The organism is Mycobacterium sp. NAZ190054, assembly GCF_001545925.1.
Classification (GTDB): Bacteria; Actinomycetota; Actinomycetes; order Mycobacteriales; family Mycobacteriaceae; genus Mycobacterium.
Genome location: NZ_LMVQ01000278.1, coordinates 1 through 4,904, shown reverse-complemented (window position 1 = coordinate 4,904; position 4,904 = coordinate 1). Strand labels below are relative to the sequence as shown.

The 4,904-nt window shown below is 69.5% G+C and carries 5 protein-coding genes; all 5 read right to left on the bottom strand.

Annotation, left to right across the window (positions count from 1 at the left end):
- Window positions 1–1,043, bottom strand: a 1,043-nt coding sequence (locus tag ASJ79_RS18705; protein WP_067958318.1) for a cytochrome P450, incomplete at its 3' end; no start/stop codon positions are given.
- A 113-nt stretch (window positions 1,044–1,156) separates the two neighbouring features.
- Entirely contained in the window at window positions 1,157–1,948 is a 792-nt protein-coding gene (locus ASJ79_RS18700; protein WP_067958315.1) for an NAD(P)-dependent oxidoreductase, read from the bottom strand.
- A gap of 28 nt (window positions 1,949–1,976) precedes the next feature.
- On the bottom strand, window positions 1,977–2,795 hold the full coding sequence (locus ASJ79_RS18695; protein WP_067958312.1) for an NAD(P)-dependent oxidoreductase: 819 nt from the start codon (window positions 2,793–2,795) through the stop codon (window positions 1,977–1,979).
- Entirely contained in the window at window positions 2,795–3,673 is an 879-nt protein-coding gene (locus ASJ79_RS18690) for an alpha/beta hydrolase (RefSeq protein ID WP_067958307.1), read from the bottom strand. The genes ASJ79_RS18695 and ASJ79_RS18690 overlap by 1 nt, the downstream gene beginning before the upstream one ends.
- A partial coding sequence (locus tag ASJ79_RS18685) for a thiolase family protein (RefSeq protein ID WP_067958300.1) occupies window positions 3,670–4,904 on the bottom strand: 1,235 nt, incomplete at its 5' end. The genes ASJ79_RS18685 and ASJ79_RS18690, both read right to left, overlap by 4 nt.

The following is a 4,904-nucleotide window of genomic DNA, read 5'->3' as shown; positions in this document are numbered from 1 at the left end:
CTGTGGATGCCGTAGCCCAGGCCCAGGTTCTGCGCCTCGGTCCTGTCGCGGGTGATGTCGAAGGTCTCGCCGTCGGTGAACGCGCGCGGGTCGCGGTTGGCGGCCGCTTTCATCAAAAAGACCGGCTTGTGCGCCGGAATCGTCCCGCTGGGCACTTCGGCTTCCTTCAGGGTGTAGCGCACGTTGTACTGCACGGGGCCCACGTAGCGCAGCAACTCCTCGACCGCTGCCGGCACCAGGCTGCGGTCGTCGACCAGCATCTGCCACTGTTCGGGATGCCGTGCGAACTCGACCACCGCACTGCCGACCAACTTGGTGACGGTCTCGGCGCCGGCTCCGCCCAGCAGCGCCACGAAGCCGGTGATCTCGATGTCGTCGAGCTTGCGCATTTCGCCGTTCTCGCCGGGGATCTCGGCGGCGATCAGCCGGCTGATCATGTCGTTCTGCGGGTTCGCCCGACGCTCCTGCACCAGGCCGTAGTAGTAGACCCCGGCGTCGATGTTGGCCTGCATGTTCTCGTCGGACAGTTCGAGCTGTCCCGGCCTGACTTCCAGACCCTTGTCGATCCAGTGCCTGACCTGCTGGCGGAACTCCTCGGGAACACCGGCCATCCGGGTGATCACCTCGACCGGGAACGGGCCGGAGAAGTCCTGCACCACATCGAAGTTGTCCGGATCCACCTGGGACAGATAGTGCTCGACGAGTTCGATCACGGTGTCGCGCTGGGACTGGATGGCCCGGGGTGTGAACGCCTTGTTGAGCAGGCTGCGCATGAAGCGGTGCTCCGGCGGATCCATGAAGATGATGGATTTCTGGAACCCCTGGCCCGACTTGATCATGCTCAGGTGGCATCCACGGGTGGACGAGAACGACTCGTGGTCCTTGAGTGCCGCCGCCACGTCCGCGTGCCGGGTCAGCGCGTAGAAATCCTGTTCCTCGTCGTAGTAGATCGGAGTCTCGTCACGCATCCGCCGGTAGATGTCATACGGGTCGTCGAAGTACTCCTGTGAATACGGGTCGAACACCAGTTTCGGCTTGGTCATGGTCTCCTCTTTCGCGGCGGGCCAGCGTCCGCATCCGTTACGCGAGGGCGCAATTGTGTAACGGCTATAGTATGCCTCACAGGATGGGTTTGAGTACCCCCAATAGCCCGTGTTCACGGCCGGATTCCGGCGTCGATCACGTCGTCGAGCAGGCCGAGGTCGCTGCCGAGTTCAGCCGCTGTCTTGCGGACCACCTCGACGTCCTTGCCGATGAACTCGCCGACATCGGCGACGAACGCGGCCACCGACCCCCGGCCGGCGATGAACTCACCGACCCGGCTGGCGCCGCTGCCGTGCGGCACCGCGGCCAGCAGTTGGGCCTCGCCGACGCCGAGGCGGGCGCCGAGGTCGACAGCCGTGCGCAGCAGCCCGATCTGCGCCGCGAACAGGCTGTTGTTGATCAACTTGACGGCCTGACCGGCGCCGAGCGCGCCGACGTGCAGAATGGGCTCCCCATAGCCGGCCAGCACCGGCCGCACCCGGGACACGGTGGCTTCCGGACCGCCGACGAACAGGGTCAGCGCGCCGGCGGCGATGTTGTGCGGCCCGCCGCTGACCGGCGCGTCCAGGACGTCGATGTCACCGTAATGCTCGGCGATGGTCCGCGCGGTCTGCGGGCTGCCGGTGGTGTGGATGACCAGCGTTGCGCCCGGCGACATGGCGTCGATCAGCCCGCCGTGGCAGACGTCCCGGACCTGCTCGTCGGTGAACACGCACACCACCACGACCTCGGCGTCGGCGGCGACCTCGGCCAGCCCCGACACCGGGGTCGCCCCCAGCTCGCCGATCGCCGCGCGCTTCTCGGCGGACCTGGCCAGCACCCGCACGTCGTGGCCGGCCTTGACGAGGCGGTCCACCATGGGAGCCCCCATACGGCCCGCGCCGACGAAGCCGACGGTGCTCATCGTGCGTCTCGGCTCTTCGCGCAAGCGCTCATCGTGCGTGATCCATGGCTTCCAGTGCCGCATCGGCCGCGGTGAACACCGCGCCCTCGGGGGCCTTCGCCGCCGCGGCCAGGCTCGCGGCGTGCCGGACGTCCTTCTGCAGCAGTGCCCCCGCGATCGGCGCCAGCCCGTCGAGCGTGCCGCCGAACATCGAGATGCTGCCCACCGCCTTGCTCGTGGCCGACCCGCGGTTGAGCACCTCGACGAGTTTGTCGCGGGGGATGCCGAGCGACTCGCCGAGCTCCAGCGTGCTGACGGCGCTGCCCAGGTTCGCGCTGAACAACAGGTTGTTCAGGATCTTGGTGTTCTGACCGCTGCCGAGCGGGCCCAGGTGCACGATCGGATCGGCGTACGTCGCGAACACCGGCCGGCACCGCTCCGCGACCCCTTCGTCACCACCCACCATGACCAGCAGCGTGCCCTGCTCCACCGCGGGACCGCCGCCGCTGACCGGGGCGTCGATCACCGAAATCCCTTGCGCCGCCGCCTTGTCGGCGATCTCCCGGCAGGTTTCGGGATGGACGGTGCTGTGGATCGCGATGATCCCGCCCTCGGCCAGCCCCGCCAGCACCCCGGAGTCACCGTAGAGCACCTCACGGACGTCGTCGTCGCCGACCACACACAGGCACACCAGGTCACTGGCGGCGCCGAGTTCGGCCGGTGTGGCGGCCGTCTTCGCCGGTGTGTCGGCGTACGGTTCCAGGCTGGCGGCGCGGCGCGCCCACAGTGTGGTCTCGAAGCCTCCCTCGGCGATCCGGCGTGCCATGGGGCCGCCCTGGCTGCCCAGTCCGATGAATCCGACCCGCATCAGCTCGCCTCCACTTGCTCTCGATCGCGGTCCTGTGTTCCCGCGATGCACTCCTCGGTGAACGACAACACGTTTCGGTGATACTCGCCGGCGGTCAGCCCGACCGACAGGTTGTGGCCGCTGCCGGGCATCGCGTTGACCCGCACCTGCGGCGACGCGGTGAACAGTCCCGCGATCGCCGCCACGGCCGCCGCATCGGTCTGCCACACCTTCTCGTGCTCGGCGACGCTGTACTGCACCGGCACGCGCACCCCGGCGGCGATCGCCGGGAAATCGCGCCGGGACCAGTGCGCCGTCACCTCCGCCTCGTAGGCCACCCCGGGCGCGGACAACGCGCCGGTGAGCACCTCGGCCGGATACAGGTCGGCCGGCTCCCACAACAGATCCCGCAGCCCCGCAGGCCGATTGGTCGTCGTCGCCGACGAGATGATGCGCTTGGCCGACTCGCTGTACCGCAGACCGGTGCCCGCCACCTCGACCCCGACGACGTCGTCCCGGGCGGTCGCGAGCCGCAGCGCGAGTTCACAGCCGGCCGAGTGACCGAGCAGGAACACCCCGGCGCCGCGCGCAGTCCCCACGATCTTGTCCACCGCACCGGAGGTGGCAGCGACCCGGCGCGCGGGGTCGGAGAACTCGCCGGCGTACACCGCGGAGGTGCCGTACCCGGGACGGTCGAGCGCGACCGCGGTGAAACCACGTGCCGCAGCGAGACGTAACAGCGACAGCTCCGGGCGGCCCGGGCAGTCGAAGTACGCCGCAGAGGTCGCCCCACCGTGCACCGCGACGACCACCGCGCGCGGATCCTGCACCTGCGCGACCAGACCGGACATCGGGACGCCGTCGACGAGGACGACCCGCGGACGCGGGGCCACCGTCATCGGTCGGTCCGCAGGAGCATCACGCCGCTGGGCGTCAGCCCGCCGCTGCTGACGACGGCCACCCGGGCGTCGGCGACCTGCCGGTCACCGGCCTCACCGCGCAGCTGGGACACCGCCTCGTGGATCAGGCCCATGCCGTGCGTGCGGCCGTGCGACAGCTGGCCGCCGTGGGTGTTGAGCGGGATCACCCCGTCACGGGCGATCGCCGCGCCACCGTTGAGGAAGTCCTTCGCCTCACCGATACCGCAGAAACCGAGCGCCTCCAACCAGGACAGGCAGTTGAACGTGAAGCCGTCATACAACTCGGCGACATCGATGTCGCCGGGGCGCAACGACGTTCGCGTCCACAGGTGCGCGGCCTGACCGAGCACCTGCGGCTCGTGGGTCAGGGTGGTCTGGTCCCAGTCGGTGCGTTCGATGATCTGGGTGCCGACCGCCTCGAAGTACACCGGCGGCTTCGGCAGATCGGCGGCGGCGTCGACGGCCGACACCACGACGGCGACGGCACCGTCGCACGGCACGTCACAGTCGTACAGACCGAACGGCGTGGTGATCGGCCGCGCGGTGAGGTAGTCGTCCATGGTCATCGGGTCGCGGTAGATGGCGGTCGGATTCAGCGCGGCGTTGGCGCGCTGGTTCAGCGCGATCCAGCCGAGGGTCTCCCTGGTGGTGCCGTACCGGTGGAAGTGCCGCTGCGCGTTGAGCGCCAGCGTGTGCGCGGCCGAGGTGGCACCGAACGGCGCCTGCCAGCTGTTCACCCTGGCCCCGCCGGGCGGCGACACCTTGCCTTCCTTCATCAGCTGGTTGAACGTGGCCTCCCACAGCGTGCGGAAGCACAGCACGTGCCGCGCCATCCCGGTCGCGACCGCCATCACCGCGGCGATCACCGACCCGCCCGGTCCGAAGGTGTCCATGCCGCCGTTGATCCACGTCGGCCGGATGCCGAGCGCGCCCTCCACGGCGGTCACCCCGCCTTCGCCCATACCCATCGCGTCCATCGCGGGATAGGTGGACAGACCGTCGATGTCGGCCAATGTCAGCCCGGCGTCGGCGATCGCGGCCTCACAGGCCTCCAGCGTCAGCGACAACGGCGACACCATCAGGCGCCGTCCCAGCCTCGACGCGCCGATGCCGGTGATCGCGGCGGCGTCCTCGAACTTCTCGGTGGTCAGCATCGGCCGGACGAATGTGGGGAAGTCCTGCGGCGCGATCTCGTCGTCGGGCAGCGGCG

What these genes read in the sequence shown, in the direction of transcription:
- ASJ79_RS18695 (WP_067958312.1), bottom strand. Translation starts at nt 2,795, where the DNA reads ATGCGGGTCGGATTCATCGGACTGGGCAGCCAGGGCGGCCCCATGGCA.
- ASJ79_RS18690 (WP_067958307.1), bottom strand. Translation starts at nt 3,673, where the DNA reads ATGACGGTGGCCCCGCGTCCGCGGGTCGTCCTCGTCGACGGCGTCCCG.
- ASJ79_RS18700 (WP_067958315.1), bottom strand. Translation starts at nt 1,948, where the DNA reads ATGAGCACCGTCGGCTTCGTCGGCGCGGGCCGTATGGGGGCTCCCATG.